A 17,733-nucleotide genomic window follows, 5' to 3' on the forward strand; every position below is an offset into this window, starting at 1 on the left:
CCCGCCGCAGCTCCCAATTGTCATACTAATAAGCGTATATTAGCGGGTTCGTAAACTGCTATTGTGGGCGCATTGCCCGAAAGGCAGGGAAGCTGGACTAAAGTAGTAGGAAATGGCGGCGCGTAGCGTGCGTTCTACCGGCGGTACAAAAGCCTTGGGGCGGGTGGCTTCACCGCCCGACGTCCGAGCCATTGCGCAGCGTCTGCGACGGCAACTGTCCGAAGCGCTTTTTGTATTCGGCGGCGAAGCGGCCGAGATGGGTAAAACCCCAACGCAACGCGACATCGGCGACGGTCACCGTAGGGGGCCCATCGGTGAGCTCGCGATGGACGGCGGCGAGGCGCAGTTCCTGTAGATAGGCCATAGGCGTCGTCGTCCGGAAGCGCCGGAAGCCCTCCTGCAGCGTGCGCACGCTCACTCGCGCCGCCACGGCAATGTCGGCGATCGTGATGGGGTCGCTGAGGTGGGCCTGCATGAATTCGATCGCCCATTTTACATGGCGCGGGGCGGGCAAGGCAGGCGGGCGGGCGAGTTCATCCGAATAGCGATGAGGAACGGCCTCGAGGAGCAGATGGGCGATGGCGTCGCCGAGAGCGCCGAGCGCCAAGGGAGCCCGCCGCAGCGGCGCGCTCCCCTGCAAGCCCCGATAGGCAGTCTCGACCAATTGCATCAGCGTCAGTCCGGCGCCGGCACCGAGATCGAGATGCGGCCGAAAGTCCAGATTGTCGCCGACCGGACGTTCGATCAGGGACGTCAGCAGGGCCGTGAGCCTGTCGTTGTCGATAAATGCGGTGAGATGCCGCCGGTTGCCATAAAGACGGCCATGCGTGTTGCGCGCACCGTCGACGATCGTCGCGCGACCGGGCGTGGAGTGAAGCTCGTTGCCGCCGACCTCGAAGAGAGCATCGCCGTCGAGTGGCAGGAAGACGAGTAGCCGCTGGCCCCCAGCCAGTCGTTTACAACGGATATCGCCTTCGTAGGCGCAATGCCCAAAGGTTACCGGCCCGGCGGAGAAGAATTCGCCGTGGAAGGCGAGTGGTCCTTTGCCGAGCGGCTCGACCACGATCGGCGAGCGCGGCGTCGAGAGTACCGCCGCAAGCTCATCCGGATCGCTGCCCTGAAATACCGTACCCGACTGATGCGACATCCGCCCCGTTCCGCTTTGCGACATGCGACTCCCGACCACCAGATTGCGCCAGCGGCTGATCTGGCTCGAAAGGAGTAAGCATCATCGGCTATAACGCGCCATCTTGGCGGAAGAATATTGTCGCCCAACGGATATATCATGCGTCAATAGGATATATCCGCAGACGATTTCGTATGTCCTTTGTATCTCCGACGGCATATTCAAGTGCGACGTGCCATCAATCCGAGATCGAATCTCATCGAGGCCGATTTGTACTGAATTGCTCAGCGCTGAGGGATCGTTCAACTAGTGTTTGAATGAATGCACGTTTACGCCCGGATACAACAACGAGGGGATAATGCAGGGCCGAACGAACAAGAAAGAACCGGGCGCCATCGACGTGCACGTGGGCAACCGTATTCGGTTGCGTCGCCTGGCCTTGGATTGGAGTCAGACGAAGCTCGGTGAAGCGATCGACGTGACGTTTCAGCAGGTGCAAAAATACGAAAAGGGCCTCAACCGCGTCGGCGCCAGCCGCCTTCAACGGGCGGCTGAGGCGATGGGCGTCCCGGTCGCTTACTTCTTCGAGGGGGCGCCTGCGCCCCAGACGGATGGGGAACTGAACGAAGCGGCCTTCTCAAGTGAAGAGATGCTGCAATTCCTGTCGACGGAGGAAGGCGTGGCGCTCAATCGGGCATTCCTTACGCTGCGCGATGCGCGGTTGCGTCGGAAAATCGTCGCTCTGGTGAAGGCCTTGGCGAATACCTGAGCGGTCGCGTTCAACGGAACTCAGCGACGGCAATGCTGCGAAGTGAGCGCATGCCGCTCCAGCGATCGCGAGGAAAGCCGAGCCATCCGGCTTCTCGCCGAGACGCTCACACCGCTTGGCCCTGCGCAAGAAGCCGAACAAGCATGAGGCCGGCCACGAGGCCGAGAAGCGAAAAGGCCACGGAGGAGGCGGCATAGAAGGCCGCGGCGAGCCATTCCCCACGTTCCCAAAGGGCGATGGTATCGAGCGAGAAGGTAGAGAAGGTGGTGAAACCGCCCAAAATGCCAGTGGTGAGGAACAGGCGCACCTCCTGCGGAGCTTCACCGCGCAACGCAAAATATCCGGCAAGCACGCCCATCACGAATGAGCCGACGACGTTTATCGTCAATGTGCCGTAGGGAAACGCGACTCCGAACAGAAGCGCAGCGACCTGGTTTACGCCGTGGCGCATCGCGCCACCCAGTCCGGCACCTAAAAAAACAAACAAGTAGGCCATCGGCAAAGTCCTTGATGATTTGAGGCCGCCCATCGCGCCTGTCTTGAACGGCCGCAGCTAACTTCTGTGTTGCTGCCGCCGCTCGCATTCATGGCAAGGGACCGCAGCAAGCCTGAACACCGCAAACGTGCAAGGGGAAAGCGTGAATTCCCGGCATGACTCCACTCGCTCGCAAACGCGGTCGTGAGTAGGAGTCATCAGCTTCCAGGGGGAAGCGGTTCGGCCTCGCGGCCCGGCAGAATCCATTGCCGATAGCTTCCCTTTATAGATGTGAGGTCGGCGCTGTCAACAACGCCATTTTCTTCGGCGCCCATCTGATATGCTCATTGACTCATCATACCAGTTTCGCTATCGCTGTGATCAGCAGACTGGAAGGAGACGCAAATGACTTCGATTGCCCTGTTCGGCGCCGGCGGAAAAATGGGTTGCCGTCTGGCCAAGAACCTCAAAGGCTCGCGCTTTGATGTGCGGCACGTCGAGGTGAGCGAGGTCGGCAAGGCGCGCTTGGAGCAGGAACTGGGGCTGTCGACCGTCCCGGCCGACAAGGCGCTCGATGGTGCCGACGTGGTCATTCTCGCGGTGCCGGACACGGTGATCGGCAAGGTGGCCGCTGCCATCGTCGACAAGCTGAAATCCGGCACGATGGTCATGGTTCTCGATGCCGCGGCTCCCTTTGCTGGCCATCTGCCGAAACGCGATGACCTCACCTATTTCGTCACGCATCCCTGCCATCCGCCCATCTTCAACGACGAGACCGAGCTCGCCGCACGCAAGGACCATTTCGGCGGCATCGCCGCCAAGCAGCACATTGTGTCCGCGCTGATGCAGGGCCCGGAGGCGGACTACGCCAAGGGCGAGGAGATCGCCAAGATCATCTGGGCGCCGGTCATGCGCTCGCACCGCGTCACGGTCGAGCAGATGGCGCTCCTCGAGCCCGGCCTGTCGGAAACGGTCTGCGCTTCGCTCCTCGTCGTCATGCGCGAGGCGATGGACGAATGCGTCGCCCGCGGTGTGCCGAAGGAAGCGGCGCGAGACTTCCTGCTCGGCCACATGAACGTGCTCGGCGCCGTTATCTTCGATGAGGTCGAGGGCGTCTTCTCCGACGCCTGCAACAAGGCGATCGAGTTCGGCAAGCCGATGCTGATGCGCGACGACTGGAAGCGCGTCTTCGAACCGCAGGAGATCGCCGACAGCATCCGCCGCATCACCTGACGGCGCTAGCGGATTACCGGAGCCGGTGAGGACGGCTTCGGCCATTTTTCAAACCAGGGAGGAGAGACTCAATGAAACTGACACGCAGAATGACCATGGCCGCTTTTGCGGCCGTACTGGCGGCAAGCTCGGCCATTCCGGCTTACGCGGTCGATCTCATCGCGATCATCACGCCATCCCACGACAACCCGTTCTTCAAGGCCGAAGCGGTGGGTGCCGAGGCGAAGGCCAAGGAACTCGGCTACGAGACGCTGGTCCTCGTCCACGACGATGACGCCAACAAGCAGTCGCAACTGATCGACACCGCAATCGGTCGCGGCGCGAAGGCAATCATTCTCGACAATGCCGGCTCGGAAGCCTCGATCGCCGCCGTCCAGAAGGCGAAGGATGCCGGCGTGCCGTCCTTCCTGATCGACCGCGAAATCAATGCGACTGGGGTCGCCGTCTCGCAGATCGTTTCCAACAATTACCAGGGCGCGCAGCTCGGCGCCGAGGAGTTCGTCAAGCTGATGGGCGAATCCGGCAACTATGTCGAGCTGCTCGGGCGCGAGTCCGATCTCAATGCCGGCATCCGCTCCAAGGGCTATCACGACGTCATCGACGAATATCCGGAGATGAAGATGGTAGCACAGCAGTCGGCGAACTGGAGCCAGACCGAGGCCTACGCCAAGATGGAAACGATCCTTCAGGCCAACCCCGACATCAAGGGCGTGATCTCCGGCAACGACACGATGGCCATGGGCGCGATTGCCGCTCTGCAGGCGGCCGGCCGCAAGGATGTCATCGTCGTCGGCTTCGACGGTTCCAACGACGTTCGCGACTCGATCAAGTCCGGCGGCATCAAGGCGACCGTGCTGCAACCGGCCTATGCGCAGGCGCAGATGGCCGTGCAGCAGGCGCACGAATACATCACCACGGGCAAGAAGCCGGTCGAAGAAAAGCAGCTCATGGATTGCGTGCTGATCACCAGCGAAAACGCCGACCAGCTCGAGACGTTCGCGCTCACCAACTGATCGTCGAAAGGACGGGCGTGACGGCGGTTGCCGTCGCGCGCGTCCCTCTGTCCTGTCGTGGAGTAAGACTGCAATGCGGAATTTGAAGGCCGCGGCCGTGCTTGTCCTTGCCGGCGCGATGGCGCTTTCGAGCTGCAAGATCATCAAAACGCCGACCAGCGAGGAAGCCGCGCAGGCCGCCACCGGCGGCTTCGCTCCCGACCGCATGGTCGCCGAAATATGGGACAGCAAGGTGCTGCCCTATCTCGATAAAAAAGCAGGGCCGTTCCCGGAGGTCGCGGCCCTTGCCGCAAGCGATCCCGATGCGGCGGGCGCCAAATACGGCCACAAGGAAAAGCAGGGGAGCGCTCCCTGGACATTCGCTACGCGTCTTTCCGGCACCATCGTCGCTGCGGAGACGAAGTCGCGCTCGGCCTATGTGGAAGTCGATGCGGATGGCGACGGCAAGGCTGACGCGCGCGTTCAGATCGGACCCGCGATCCGCGGCACGGCGATCCGCGACAGCCTCGACTTCGTGAATTTCAACGAATTCAAAAATCAGATCGAGTGGGCGCAATACGGCAAAGCCTTCAACACGCATGTCAATGGCCTGGTGCTCGAGAAGCTCTCCCGAGATGGTCTGGTCGGCAAGAAGATCGAGGCCGTCGGCGCCTACCCTTTGCCTGCCAAAGGGCAATTGCCCCTCGTGGCGCCGGCCCGGTTGACGGTGGAGGGCTGATCATGGGCCCGATTGACGACGACAATTGCGTCCTGCGGCTCGACGATGTGACGAAGGTCTATTCCGGCATCGTCGCCGTGCGCCACGCGAACCTCGCGCTCAGGCGCGGCGCGGTGAACGTGCTCGTCGGCGAGAACGGCGCCGGCAAGTCGACGCTGATGCGGATCATCGCCGGCGTCGAAAAGCCCTCGCTCGGCCGCATCCTGCTCGACGGCAAGGAGGTGGAGTTCCATTCGCCCGCCGATGCGCAGCGCCACGGCATCGGCATGGTTTTCCAGGAGCTCAATCTCTTCGGAAACCTCTCCGTCGCCGAAAACATCTTCGCGACGCGCGAAATCACCCGTGGGCTCCGCGGCATCGATCATCGCGCACAAATCGCAAAAGCCACAGAGTTTCTCGACAGGCTCGATGCCGGCATCGACGCCGAGACACTCGTCGAAGACCTGCCGATCGGCCAGCAGCAGCTTGTGGAGATCGCGAAAGCAATCTCGCTCGACACGCGGATCCTCATTCTCGACGAGCCGACCTCGGCGCTTTCGGCGGCGGAGGTCGACGTCCTTTTCAAGGTCATCCGCGAGCTGAAAGCGCAAGGGGTGGCGATCGTCTATATCTCGCATCGGCTCGAGGAACTGATGCGGATCGGCGATTACATCACGGTCTTGCGCGACGGCCAGATCACCGGCCATGCCATGGTCAAGGACATCGATACCAAATGGATCGTCCGCTCCATGATCGGCTCGGATGCCAAGGACTTCGCCAAGTCGGTCGAGCATCGGCTGGGTGCGGAGATCTTCCGCGCCGAGGAGATCTGCCTTCCGCGCCGGACGGGCGGTCTTGCCGTCGACCACGTTTCGATCTCGGTGCGTGCCGGCGAGGTGCTCGGCATCTACGGGCTGATGGGCGCCGGGCGAAGCGAGTTCTTCGAATGCGCGATCGGACAGCACCGGCATTCCTCGGGGCGGATCTATGTCGATGGGACCGAAATAGATGCGAGCGATACATCGGGCAGGATCCGGGCGGGCCTTGCACTCATCCCGGAGGACCGCCAGCGCGAGGGGCTCGTTCAGGCGCTCTCTATCGCCAGCAACCTGACGCTCGCGAGCCTCGATCGCTTTGTCCGCTTCGGCTTCCACATTGTCGGCGAAAAGGAGCAATCGGCGATCACGGCGGCGATCCGCGATCTCTCCATCAAGGCGCCGAATCCGGATTTTGAAGTGACCTCGATGTCGGGCGGCAACCAGCAGAAGGTGGTCATCGGAAAGGCTTTGATGACTAGGCCGAAGGTCCTGCTGATGGACGAGCCGAGCCGAGGCATCGATGTCGGCGCCAAGGCGGACGTGTTCCGCACCATGCGGCGGCTCGCAGGCGAGGGGCTCGCAATCCTCTTTTCCACCTCCGATCTCGAAGAGGTGATGGCGCTCTCCGATCGCATTGCAGTGATGAGCAATGGACGTCTCGTCACCGTCATCGACCGGGCGGAGGCGACGGAAGAGATGATCGTGACGGCTTCGGCCGAAGGCCATAAGACGACAAGGGAACATGCCTGATGACGACGGCAACGACGACCACGAACGCCCCCGAAGCCGCAAGCGGCTCGCTCCTGCTCACACTGATGAAGCTGAGGACGTTCATCGCGCTCTTCGCGGTGATCGCCTTCTTCTCGATCTTCGCGCCGAACTTTCTTTCGACCGCGAACCTGATCCTGATGGCGAAGCACGTGGCGCTCAACGCCTTCCTTGCCATGGGCATGACCTTCGTCATCATCACCGGCGGCATCGACCTTTCGGTCGGCTCGATCGTCGGGCTCTGCGGCATGGTCACCGGCGGCCTCATCCTCCACGGCATCGATCTCCAGTTCGGCTACACGATCTATTTCAACGTCGTCGAGGTCTGCCTGATCACGCTTGCGGTCGGCATCGTCATTGGCGCGATCAACGGCTTGCTGATCACCAAGCTCAACGTCGCGCCCTTCATCGCCACCCTCGGTACGCTCTATGTCGCGCGCGGCTTCGCGCTGCTCTCCTCCGACGGTCAGACCTTCCCGAATCTCGTCGGCAAGCCGGAGCTCTCGACGACTGGCTTCGCCTTCCTCGGCTCCGGCCGGCTTCTGGGCTTGCCGGTATCGATCTGGATTCTCATAGTCGTTGCGCTCGCCGCTGCCTACGTTGCCAAATACACCCCGATCGGCCGCCATATCTTCGCAGTCGGCGGCAATGAGCGAGCCGCCCGTATGTCCGGCATCCGCGTCGGCCGTGTGAAGATGTTCGTCTACATGTTTTCCGGTTTCTGCGCGGCGATCGTCGGCCTCGTCGTCTCGTCGGAACTGATGGCCTCTCACCCGGCGACAGGCAATTCTTTCGAACTCAACGCCATTGCCGCGGCCGTTCTTGGCGGCACGTCCATGTCCGGCGGCCGTGGCACGATCGGGGGCACGATCATCGGCGCCTTCGTCATAGGCATCCTTTCCGACGGCCTTGTCATGATGGGGATCTCCTCCTTCTGGCAGATGGTTATCAAGGGGATCGTCATCATCGTCGCCGTCGTCGTGGATCAGGCGCAACGCCGGCTGCAGCAGCAGGTGACGCTGATGCAGCTTGCAAAGAAGGGGTGAGGACATGGCGGAACTGAAGGGCGCGCTGATCGGTTGCGGCTTCTTCGCCGTCAATCAGATGCATGGCTGGCGCGACGCGGAGGGCGCGCGCATCGTCGCCATCTGTGACCGCGATCCGGCCAGGCTGAGGGCCGTCGGTGACGAATTCGGCATCACGCGCCGTTATACGTCCGCCGAGGACCTTTTTGCCGATGGCGGCTTTGATTTCGTCGACATCGCGACGACGGTCGGAAGTCACCGGACGCTCGTGGAAATGGCCGCGCGGCACGGCGTTGCGACGATCTGCCAGAAGCCGATCGCGGCGTCCATGGAAGACGCGAAGGCGATGGTCGCGGCTTGCGCGAAAGCGGGCGTGCCGTTCATGGTACACGAGAACTTCCGCTGGCAGTCGCCGATCCGCGCCGCGAAGGCAGCGATCGATAGCGGCGCCATCGGCGAGGTGTTCTGGGGGCGCGTGAGCTTTCGCTCGGCCTATGACGTCTTCTCCGGCCAACCTTATCTTGCGACCGGCAAGCGCTTCATCGTCGAGGACCTGGGGATCCATGCACTCGACATTGCCCGTTTCCTTCTCGGCGACGCCACCGCTGTGACGGCCCGCACGCAGCGGGTCAACCCCGACATCGCCGGCGAGGACGTGGCGACCATGCTGCTCGATCACCAGGACGGCGTCACCTCCGTCGTCGATTGCAGCTACGCAACCAAATTGCCGATCGAGCCTTTCCCCGAAACATTGCTCGAGATCGACGGGAGCAAGGGCACGCTGCGGCTGTCGCAAGGCTATCGTCTTTCCGTTCATTCGCGCGACGCTACGAGAGTCGAGGGTGTGGAACCGCGCCTGCTCCCCTGGGCCTCGCCTCCCTGGCACAACATTCAGGAAAGCGTGGCACTCATTCAAGGACACTGGATAGAATGCCTGCGCGCCGGGCGTGAACCCGAGACCTCCGGCCGGGACAACCTCAAGACCTTTGCGCTGGTGGAGGCTTCCTACCGCGGCGCGGCCGAAGGGCGGACGGTCCCATTGGCGGAGTTCCTCGGATGACGCCGTCCCGCGCCTTTCTCCTGTTCGGCACCGATGAAAGGGAGCCGGAAGCGCGGCGGATAGAGGTGGGCCGGCTCAGCGCCGATCTCGTCGGTGGCAACCTGCGCACGATCCGCTTTGCCGGCAGGGAAGTGCTGAGGGCGATCTCTTTCCTCGTGCGGGACCGGGACTGGGGAACCTGCGAGGCGCAGATCGACGGCCTGAACGTAGAGGAGGGGGCGAGCGGCACGCGCATTCGCTACACCGCCCGCTTCAAGGCGCCCGATGGGGCCGTCCTCGATTGTCGCGCGACGATCGAACTTGGACCCGATGGTCTCCTCTTCGATGCGCGCTTCACGCCGGAACGAGATTTCGAGACGGCGCGCGCAGGCTTTGCCGTCCTGCACCCGATCGTCGGCTTTGCCGGGCGGCCGGTCGAGGTCGAGCATGGCGACGGCTCGATCGAGCAATCGGTCTTTCCCGACCTCATCGAGCCGTGGCAGCCTTTCAAGGATATCGCCGCGATCACGCACGAAGTGCTGCCGGGTGTTAAGGCCGAGTGCCGCATGATCGGCGACGTCTTCGAGATGGAGGACCAACGGAACTGGACCGACGGTTCCTACAAGACCTATGTGCGTCCGCTGGCCCTGCCCTGGCCCTATGTGCTCGAAGCCGGCGAGACGGTCCGGCAAAGCGTGCGGCTTACTTTCCGTGAAACGGACGCGATCGTGAAGGAGGCCGAGGCGCCGGCCGAGATCAGCCTTTCCGTCAGACGAGACGCAGGATCGTTACCCGCGATCGGCATTGGCCTGCGGCCGGATGCGGCGGGCGAAGACCTTCGCAACGTGGGGCTGTTGACGCGCCTGGGCGCGCGGCATCTCATCTGTCACTTCGATCCAGATGCCGGCCATGGAGCGGCAGCGCTCAGCCACTTCCGGCAGATAGCGGAGGCGTCGGCTTGCGCGGTGACACTCGAATGCTTCGTTCCTTGCAAACGCGCGCTCGCCGACGAGTTCGGTGAAATCGCCGACATGGTCCGAAAGAGCGGCCTTGAACTGGCGAGCATCGCCGTGTCGCCCTCGGTCGATCGGCAATCGACGCCGCCCGGCAGCGCCTGGCCGGAGTGCCCGCCGCTCGAAGAGGTCTATGCGGCGGCGCAAGTGGCCTTCCCGGGCGTACCGCTCGGCGGCGGCATGTTCAGCTATTTCACCGAGCTCAACCGCAAGCGCGTGCCGGCCGAGCGGCTCGCCTACGTCTCCCATTGTACCAACCCGATTGTTCATGCGGCCGACGATCTGAGCGTGATGCAGACCTTCGAGGCGCTCGGCGATGTGACGCGGTCCGTCCGGGCGATCTTTGGAAGAAAACCCTATCGGATTGGTCCTTCCACCATCGCCATGCGCCAGAACCCCTATGGCAGCGCGACCAAGGACAACGCACTCGGCAAGCGCATCGCTATGGCGAATAGAGACCCTCGCCACAACGCTCTGTTCGGTGCCGCCTGGACGCTCGCCTACGCGGCAACGGTCGCGGGGGCGGAGCCGGAGGTGCTGACGCTTTCGACGCTTGCCGGCCCCTTCGGACTGCTTGCCGGCGCCGGCGAGCCGGCCGAAGCGGGCAGACCGAGACCCCTCTTCCACGTCTTGCGCTGGCTCGCCCAATTGTCGGATGGCGAGCGGATCGCGGTCGACACATCGGCGCCCGATCGAGTGCTCGGCCTCGGTGCGGCCGTCGGCGGCACAACGAGCCTGTTGCTCGCCAACCTGACGCCCGATCTTCAGACGGTGACGCTGCCCGAATCCGGCGGACAAAGACTCACCGTTCTCGACGAAGCCTGGCTTCGCGAAGGCGCGAAGGAGCCGGAGGCGAGGGCGCATGCGGGGGCGAGTATCGTGCTCTCCGGCTATGCGGTTGCCCGCATCGTCACGGCTTGAGGGTCTATCGGCCGCTTGGCTCGGAAAAGCTGGAAAGCATTTGCACACATTCGTTAGCTGCTCCGCGGCACGCCTCGACGGGGCGCCGCACACCGTGACCAACGGATCCTTGTAAAGCGTCTCGTCCGAGCCGATCAATGCCGCACGACTGGACATGTTTCTCAGCAAGGCATGTCCTTTGAACAAAGGAGGAGCAATACTTACAAGAAATCGAGTCCGGCGGCGGGCATCCTTACTTCCGAAACGGATGGCGACAGCCTATAGGGACGCATTTGCGCCAGAGATCGTCGAAAATTGCAAATGCATCGTCGCGCGGCCGCCCCGAAGTCCGGACACGTTCAAACGGCTGTCGCAACTACGGGCCTCGCGTCTTTCGGGCGCACAAAGGACGCTGTAGCACTTTGAATTGCTGCATGTTTTTGTCCTTAAATCGGCAACGATTTAAGGACACATGCAGTAGGATATAGCTGGAGGTGTCGTTGAAGCCTATGACGACAGCGGAACAGGACGTCGGAGCATTCTTCGGTCTGCCGAATGCCCCGTGTCTGTTGGCTCGGCCCATTCGCAACGCTCGATTTTCCGTGACGCGTCTGCATCACCGGCTGATTGGACAGGCCGGCCAAGTCGTGGTCTTGCCTCCTGACGACGCCTACTTCCTGATGCTTTACCTCAAGGAAGCGCATCATTGCGATATCGGGGCCGATGGAACCGAGAGCGAAGTCCGGCGATATCGGCAAGGGTCCATCTGCCTCGTAGATCTCGCGCGGGGTGCCAGCGTTCGCCTGATGAGCGATCTCGAATCCCTTGCCTTCTATCTGCCGCGTAGCCTGTTTCGAGAAGTAGCCGCGTTTCCGCGTGCCCCTAACGAGACCGGACTCAGATGCCGGCGGGGCGAGCATGACGACATCATGCGCCATATCGGGGCCGCCTTACTGCCGTTTTTCGAGGACGGAAACGCCGGCAGTCCTGCGCTGCAGCACATCGCAGTCGCGATCTGCGCACATTTACTTCAACACCACGGCGATCGTTCGGCGGGAGCGTGTTCTGCGGCCGTCGGCTTATCGGTTTGGCAGGAGAAGGCAGCCAAGGACTTCATGATCGACAACCTGGGGGAGGATTTCCCGATTGCGGCCGCAGCTTCCGCGGCCGGCCTTGCAACCCGTGAGTTTGTCGATGGTTTCAAGAGCGTGACCGGACAGACACCGTCTCAGTGGCTGATGCGCCATCGAATCGGACGCGCCAAACAGTATCTCGCCGAACGTATCCTGCCGATCTCGGAGATCGCGACACGGTGTGGTTTCACGAATGAGGAGCATTTCGTCAGGGTCTTTCGCCGCATAGTGGGTGCCACCCAATCCGGCCGCCGTTCGCTCCATTGATCGGGCAATGGGACCGACGCGAATTGCGATGAAAGATATGCCCTGTATCCTGACGACGAACCGTAATAGCATCCGTGCATCATTGCGCTGCACACCGCATCGAACCGAACATCCGGAGATCTACGCCGATGGCGATGCTTGAGGGATCAGGTACCACTGGCCATCGGCCAAAGCCGATCGTGCGGTCGATCGCCTGTGGCGAAATCACGGTAACGAGGACCTATTCCGATCGATTCGATCTTGAGGTCGCGCCCGTCATCCCCTGCGCGGATGCATTCAGCGTCATCGTTCATTTGCGTGCTTTCGATGCTCATCGCCTATGGCGAAGCGGGAAGCTGGTTTACGACGGCGGACACGCGAAGGCTTCGCTCGCGATCACCGATTTGCGCGACCGTTGGCAGTGTCACCACCTCTCGCCGTTCGACAATGTCCGCTTCCACATCCCCTTTTCTCGCATGCGAGCCTTCGCGGACGAGGTGGGGCGCAGCGATTATAGGGCCCTTGCTTGCGTGCAAGGTCGCATCGATCCCGTCATGCATGGTCTCGCTCAAGCCCTGTTGCCATCGCTCGATGATCCGGAACATGCCAATCCCCTGTTTCTGGAACAGATCAATCTCGCCGTGCTGGCGCATCTCAGCCAAACCTATGGGGGGCTGCATTTTCCGGCCGAGAAGAAGGGGACCCTTGCCCCCTGGCAGCAAAGGCTCGCAACCGAATTTCTTGCCGCTCATTTCAACAAGCCATTGTCGATCGGGGATCTGGCCTCTCTCTGCGAACTTTCGCGCAGCTATTTCAACAAAGCGTTCAAGGAGAGTTTTGGCCGGACCCCTTCCAGGTGGCTGACCGAATACCGCGTGTCGCGGGTTAAGGAACTGTTGCGGGCGGATCTGCCGATCGCGGAGATCGCGATCGGTTGCGGTTTCGTCGACCAGAGCCATATGACCAGAGTTTTCACCGGCTTGACCGGTGAAACGCCTGCGCGCTTCCGACGAAGAAACCGCCCAGGCATCGCCCCGCTGGATCAGCTTGGCGCTTGAGGCGGCTCGGGCTTCAATCGGCCGATATCTCGCGGGGAGCGCAGAAGGCTAACCATGTTCAAAACACGCGCGTTTCATACAAGAAAGCTCGTCTGCTCCCGGCGATGATGGACGGCGGTCCGGACCTGAACGGGGTCTCGACGGCGAAGCCATGCCTTTGCCGTCGATCCGAGCGTTTCGAGGAAACAGTCTCTCGAGTTGCATCGGCTCAACTTGCAGGATGAGGAATGACGAGCGCTTCTTCGAATGCCAAGGCTTCTCCGGTGCGCGACAGCCTCGGCTGTTCCCTGGACAAGCTTGACGACGACCGCACGATCGAAGACCGCAACCTGATCTTTCACCACAAGAGATCGTCTTCGGGCCCTCCCGGCAGGGTCAGCACGCCGGGTAGCGGGCGGGGCTATCTGATCGGTCTTTCCGCATCCGGCGGACATAAGCGCCGGATACACAAGGAGCACCACTCGACGGTGCACGATTTCGACGAGAACTCCATCTACGTCCGGGATTTCGCGGATGACTATCGGGCCGACCTCAGCGGCTCCTTCGACTTCATGCTGCTCGAAGTCAGTCGCAATGCCTTGGAGCGGATCGCGGACGCGGCGGATATTGCCGGTGTCAGTGAATTGCATGCCGTCGCCGAGCGCCCCGATCCCGTTCTCGGCGGCATGCTCGGCGCGTTGTTTGCCACAATGGACGGGCAGGCCCACAGGAGTGCCTTGTTCGTCGACCAGCTCTCGGCGGCGATCGGAATTCATGTCGTGCAACAATACGGCAACGGACACGCCGGAATGACGCGCGGCGGAAGGCGGCTTTCCGTGCGGGCCCAGCGGACGATCAGGGATCTGATCCAAAGCAGGCTTGGCGGCGATCTGACGGTCGAGGATCTGGCCTCGGCCTGCAACCTGTCACAGGCAACGTTTCTTCGGGCATTTCGCCAAACCATGGGCAAGACGCCGTACCGATGGCTGCAGCAGCAACGGATCGAAAAGGCCCGTCACCTGCTGCAGTTCTCGCAGGCGCCGCTGAGCGAGATCGCCTGCCTCTGCGGTTTTTCCGACCAGAGCCATTTCACGCGCGCTTTCCTGCATGCGACCGGAGCCACGCCGGGGGCCTGGCGGCGAAGCCGACAGTCGTAGCGGGCCCGCTCGAAAGAAAAATGCCCTCGCGACGAAGTGGGCGTCGACAAAGACGATCTCGCCTGCTGCCGCATTTCGATCGAGACATTGCCATTGATTATCAAGGGATGAGCCGCTGTGTCAGCTCTCGGTCAGGCCGCTCGAAACACAGCGATCGAAATTTACAAAAATCAATCGAAGGCTACAAGAACGGGACCGCCGGACTTGGGCATAGTCGAACCTCTCACGCTGCAACTCCGCAGCCAACGGAAAGAGGCCAAGACCATGACCCTGAACGCGACACCGACCCCTGGCAACCTTCTCGTTTCGCCCAAGGACCACACGCTGATCATGATCGATTTCCAGTCGCAGATGTCCTTTGCGACGAAGTCGATCGACGCGGTTCTGTTGCGCAACAACGCGGCACTGGTCGCCCACGCCGCCGCTGGCTTCGGTGTCTCGACCATCCTGACGACTGTTGCTGAGAAGACGTTCTCGGGCCCCATGTTCTCCGAGATCACCGATGCCTTCCCCGGCCAGGCGCTTCTGGATCGCACCTCGATGAACACCTGGGAAGACCCTGCGGTGATCGAAGAGGTCAATCGGATCGGCAAGAAGCGTCTGGTGTTGTGCGGACTTTGGACCTCCGTCTGTATCGTCGGCCCGACCCTTTCCGCCCTCGATCAGGGCTTCGAAGTCTACGTGGTCGCCGATGCCTGTGGCGACGTGTCCGACGAGGCGCATGAGCGTGCGATGGACCGCATGGTACAGGCCGGAGTCCGGCCGATGACTTCGCTGCAATACATGCTCGAACTGCAGCGCGACTGGGCGCGTACCGAGACCTACGAGATGACCACCGGCATCGCCAAGAAGTTCGGCGGCGCCTACGGGCTCGGCATCATCTACGCCAAATCGATGTTCGGCGCGTCCGAGGGCCACTGACCGCGGCGGCAAAGTAGCCGAATACTTGGCCCGACCGCTGGAAGGCGGCCGGGCGATACCGGTCGCCTGACATAGGAAATAGTGATGAAGATGTATCTCCTTTCGCTCGGAGCCGGGCTTCTCGTCGGCATCATCTATTCGCTCTTGAACGTCCGTTCGCCGGCACCGCCCGTGGTGGCACTCGTAGGCCTGCTCGGCATCCTCGTCGGCGAACAGATCGTGCCCTTCGCCCGCACACTCTGGAGCCGCGAGCCGGTGGTCGGGTCCTGGATGCATCACGTCAAGCCGCACATGTTCGGGCACCTCCCGCGAGGCGGCCGTGCCGCGGCACGCATCGTGACGGAAGCCGCAACACAGGATGAAAGGGCTGGATGATGCCGACGCGACGCTCCTTTCTCGGCGCGGCATCGAGCCTTGCTCTGCCGGCGCTCTTCTCGCCGGCCAGCGCCGCCGATCCTCAATCGACTGGAGACGCCTCTATGACGCCCGACCTGATCCTCCACCGCGGCCTCATCACCACGCTCGATCGTGCCAATCCGGCGGCGAGCGCGGTCGCGATCAAGGACGGCCGGTTCCTGGCCGTCGGCGACGACAGAACGATCATGGGCCTTGCCGGGCCGGGCACGAAGGTCGTCGACCTCAAGGGCAAACGCGTTCTGCCGGGGCTGAACGACAATCATACTCACGTCGTCCGCGGCGGCCTGAACTACAACATGGAACTGCGCTGGGACGGGGTGCGCTCGCTTGCCGATGCGATGGATATGCTGAAGCGTCAGGTCGCGATCACGCCGCCGCCGCAATGGGTGCGCGTCGTCGGCGGCTTCACCGAACAGCAGTTCGCTGAAAAGCGGCTTCCGACGATCGACGATATCAACGCGATCGCCCCCGAGACACCGGTATTCCTCCTCCATCTCTATGACCGGGCGCTGCTTAACGGCGCAGCACTCCGGGCGGTGGGCTACACCAAGGACACGCCGAACCCCCCGGGCGGGGAGATCACCCGCGACGCCAATGGCAATCCAACCGGGCTGCTCATCGCCAAGCCGAATGCGGGCATCCTCTATTCGACGCTTGCCAAGGGGCCGAAGCTGCCCTTCGAATACCAGGTCAATTCGACTCGCCACTTCATGCGTGAGCTCAATCGTCTGGGCGTCACCAGCGTCATCGATGCAGGTGGCGGCTTCCAGAATTATCCGGACGACTACGCCGTCATCCAGAAGCTCTCCGACGAAGGGCAGATGACTGTCAGGCTCGCGTACAATCTCTTCACGCAGAAGCCGAAGGAGGAGAAGGAGGACTTCCTCAAATGGACCTCCTCGGTCAAATCCAAGCAGGGCGACGATTTCTTCCGCCACAACGGCGCCGGCGAGATGCTGGTCTTCTCGGCAGCGGACTTCGAGGACTTCCGCGAGCCGCGCCCCGATTTGCCGCCCGAAATGGAAGGCGAGCTCGAGGAGGTGGTACGTATCCTCGCGGAAAACCGCTGGCCCTGGCGCCTGCACGCCACCTATGACGAGACGATCAGCCGTGCGCTCGATGTCTTCGAGAAGGTGAACCAGGATATCCCGCTTTCCGGCATCAACTGGTTCTTCGACCATGCCGAGACGATCTCCGACCAGTCGATCGACCGGATTGCAGCACTCGGCGGCGGCATCGCCGTGCAGCACCGGATGGCCTACCAGGGCGAATATTTCGTCGAGCGTTATGGCCACGGCGCCGCCGAAGCGACACCGCCGGTCGCGCGTATGCTTGAGAAGGGCGTGAATGTCTCCGCGGGCACGGATGCCACCCGCGTCGCCTCCTACAACCCCTGGGTCTCGCTTTCCTGGTTGGTGACGGGCAAGACGGTGGGCGGCATGCAGCTCTATCCGCGCGCCAACTGCCTCGACCGCGAAACCGCGCTCCGCATGTGGACCGAGAAGGTGCAGTGGTTCTCCAACGAGGAAGGCAAGAAGGGGCGCATCGAGAAGGGGCAGCTCGCCGACCTAATCGTGCCCAGCAAGGATTATTTCGCCTGTGCCGAGGACGAGATCTCCTTCCTGACCTCCGACCTTACAATGGTTGGCGGCAGGATCGTCTATGCGGCGAACGATTTTGCCAGCCTCGACGAAAATCCGCTGCCGCCGGCGATGCCGGACTGGTCGCCGGTCAGAACCTATGGCGGCTATGCCGCGTGGGGCGAGCCGGAAGGAGCCGGCCGACATTCGCTTAGAAGAACGGCGATCGCCTCCTGCGGCTGCGCTAATGGTTGCGGCATCCACGGCCATGATCATGCTGGGGCCTGGACTTCGAGATTGCCCGTCGCCGATCTCAAGGGCTTCTTCGGCGCCCTCGGTTGCTCATGCTGGGCCGTATAGGGGATA

The 17,733-nt window shown here is 62.3% G+C and carries 16 protein-coding genes and 1 riboswitch; of the genes, 14 read left to right on the forward strand and 2 right to left on the reverse strand.

The window, feature by feature from the left end:
* Positions 1–169: 169 nt before the first annotated feature.
* Positions 170–1,171, reverse strand: coding sequence for an AraC family transcriptional regulator (locus AYK65_RS25890; protein WP_046117170.1), 1,002 nt, complete (start codon positions 1,169–1,171; stop codon positions 170–172).
* A 313-nt stretch (positions 1,172–1,484) separates the two neighbouring features.
* Between AYK65_RS25890 and AYK65_RS25895 the strand changes: the two genes are divergently transcribed.
* Entirely contained in the window at positions 1,485–1,895 is a 411-nt protein-coding gene (locus AYK65_RS25895; protein WP_026616631.1) for a helix-turn-helix domain-containing protein, read from the forward strand.
* Positions 1,896–2,001: 106 nt separating this feature from the next.
* Here the strand turns inward: AYK65_RS25895 and crcB are convergent, their stop codons facing one another.
* On the reverse strand, positions 2,002–2,391 hold the full coding sequence (gene crcB / locus AYK65_RS25900; protein ID WP_026616632.1) for a fluoride efflux transporter CrcB: 390 nt from the start codon (positions 2,389–2,391) through the stop codon (positions 2,002–2,004).
* Between the two features lie 181 nt (positions 2,392–2,572).
* Positions 2,573–2,650, reverse strand: a riboswitch (Fluoride riboswitch).
* Between the two features lie 125 nt (positions 2,651–2,775).
* On the opposite strand from crcB, the gene AYK65_RS25905 reads away from it, so the two are divergent.
* From AYK65_RS25905 to AYK65_RS25970, 13 genes are all read left to right on the forward strand, one after another.
* Positions 2,776–3,603: a phosphogluconate dehydrogenase C-terminal domain-containing protein gene (locus AYK65_RS25905; RefSeq protein WP_081161879.1), complete on the forward strand. Its 828-nt coding sequence runs from the start codon at positions 2,776–2,778 to the stop codon at positions 3,601–3,603.
* Positions 3,604–3,674: 71 nt separating this feature from the next.
* Positions 3,675–4,616, forward strand: coding sequence for a D-ribose ABC transporter substrate-binding protein (locus tag AYK65_RS25910; protein ID WP_081161881.1), 942 nt, complete (start codon positions 3,675–3,677; stop codon positions 4,614–4,616).
* Positions 4,617–4,689: 73 nt separating this feature from the next.
* Positions 4,690–5,334, forward strand: coding sequence for a DUF2291 family protein (locus AYK65_RS25915; RefSeq protein WP_026616635.1), 645 nt, complete (start codon positions 4,690–4,692; stop codon positions 5,332–5,334).
* Between the two features lie 2 nt (positions 5,335–5,336).
* Positions 5,337–6,881, forward strand: a complete 1,545-nt coding sequence (locus AYK65_RS25920; RefSeq protein ID WP_081161884.1) for a sugar ABC transporter ATP-binding protein — start codon at positions 5,337–5,339, stop codon at positions 6,879–6,881.
* A complete protein-coding gene (locus AYK65_RS25925; RefSeq protein WP_026616637.1) occupies positions 6,881–7,945 on the forward strand; it encodes an ABC transporter permease in 1,065 nt (354 codons plus the stop codon). Before AYK65_RS25920 ends, AYK65_RS25925 begins: the two co-directional genes overlap by 1 nt.
* 4 nt (positions 7,946–7,949) lie before the next feature.
* Positions 7,950–8,984: a Gfo/Idh/MocA family protein gene (locus AYK65_RS25930; protein ID WP_081161887.1), complete on the forward strand. Its 1,035-nt coding sequence runs from the start codon at positions 7,950–7,952 to the stop codon at positions 8,982–8,984.
* The gene (gene apnL, locus AYK65_RS25935) at positions 8,981–10,897 is read left to right on the forward strand and encodes a D-apionate lactonase (protein WP_081161890.1); all 1,917 of its coding nucleotides are present in this window, start codon (positions 8,981–8,983) and stop codon (positions 10,895–10,897) included. Before AYK65_RS25930 ends, apnL begins: the two co-directional genes overlap by 4 nt.
* Before the next feature lie 479 nt (positions 10,898–11,376).
* On the forward strand, positions 11,377–12,276 hold the full coding sequence (locus AYK65_RS25945) for a helix-turn-helix transcriptional regulator (protein WP_420810267.1): 900 nt from the start codon (positions 11,377–11,379) through the stop codon (positions 12,274–12,276).
* Positions 12,277–12,404: 128 nt separating this feature from the next.
* Complete coding sequence (locus AYK65_RS25950) at positions 12,405–13,313, forward strand: helix-turn-helix domain-containing protein (RefSeq protein ID WP_034885772.1); 909 nt, start codon at positions 12,405–12,407, stop codon at positions 13,311–13,313.
* Between the two features lie 227 nt (positions 13,314–13,540).
* The gene (locus AYK65_RS25955; RefSeq protein ID WP_026616641.1) at positions 13,541–14,449 is read left to right on the forward strand and encodes an AraC family transcriptional regulator; all 909 of its coding nucleotides are present in this window, start codon (positions 13,541–13,543) and stop codon (positions 14,447–14,449) included.
* 270 nt (positions 14,450–14,719) lie between these two features.
* Positions 14,720–15,370, forward strand: a complete 651-nt coding sequence (locus tag AYK65_RS25960) for a hydrolase (protein ID WP_026616642.1) — start codon at positions 14,720–14,722, stop codon at positions 15,368–15,370.
* An 84-nt stretch (positions 15,371–15,454) separates the two neighbouring features.
* A complete protein-coding gene (locus AYK65_RS25965) occupies positions 15,455–15,745 on the forward strand; it encodes a XapX domain-containing protein (RefSeq protein ID WP_046117161.1) in 291 nt (96 codons plus the stop codon).
* Positions 15,745–17,727 (forward strand): amidohydrolase, encoded by a 1,983-nt coding sequence (locus AYK65_RS25970; protein WP_081161923.1) that lies wholly within the window; start codon positions 15,745–15,747, stop codon positions 17,725–17,727. The genes AYK65_RS25965 and AYK65_RS25970 overlap by 1 nt, the downstream gene beginning before the upstream one ends.
* Positions 17,728–17,733 lie beyond the last annotated feature (6 nt).

Origin of the sequence: Ensifer aridi (assembly GCF_002078505.1) — a bacterium.
In the GTDB taxonomy this organism is placed as follows: Bacteria; Pseudomonadota; Alphaproteobacteria; order Rhizobiales; family Rhizobiaceae; genus Sinorhizobium; species Sinorhizobium aridi.